General features: G+C 73.5%; 1 protein-coding gene. It reads left to right on the forward strand.

Annotated features, from left to right (window positions below):
• Positions 1–408 (forward strand): ketoacyl-synthetase C-terminal extension domain-containing protein (locus IG04_RS0141920; protein ID WP_030482303.1); only part of this gene is annotated, 408 nt, incomplete at both ends.

Below are 408 nucleotides of genomic sequence, written 5' to 3' on the forward strand. Positions count from 1 at the left end.
GTACCACCCTGGGTGACCCGATCGAGGCCCAGGCGCTGCTGGCGACGTACGGGCAGGACCGGCCCGAGGACCGGCCGTTGCTGCTCGGCTCGGTGAAGTCGAACATCGGGCACTCCCAGGCCGCCGCCGGTGTCGCGGGCGTCATCAAGTCCGTACTCGCCATCCAGCACGGCGTCCTTCCCCGCTCCCTCCACATCGACGAGGCCTCCAGCCACGTCGACTGGGGCGCGGGCAACGTCCGCCTGCTCACCGAGAACACCGCCTGGCCCGAGACCGGCCGCCCCCGCCGTGCCGGGGTCTCCTCCTTCGGCATCAGCGGCACCAACGCCCACGTCGTGATCGAGCAGGCGCCCGAGCCCGAGGAGCCCGCGACGCCCGAGGACGGGACGCCCACCGCCAGGCCCACCC

Source organism: Lentzea albidocapillata (assembly GCF_000719115.1).
Classification (GTDB): domain Bacteria; phylum Actinomycetota; class Actinomycetes; order Mycobacteriales; family Pseudonocardiaceae; genus Lentzea; species Lentzea albidocapillata.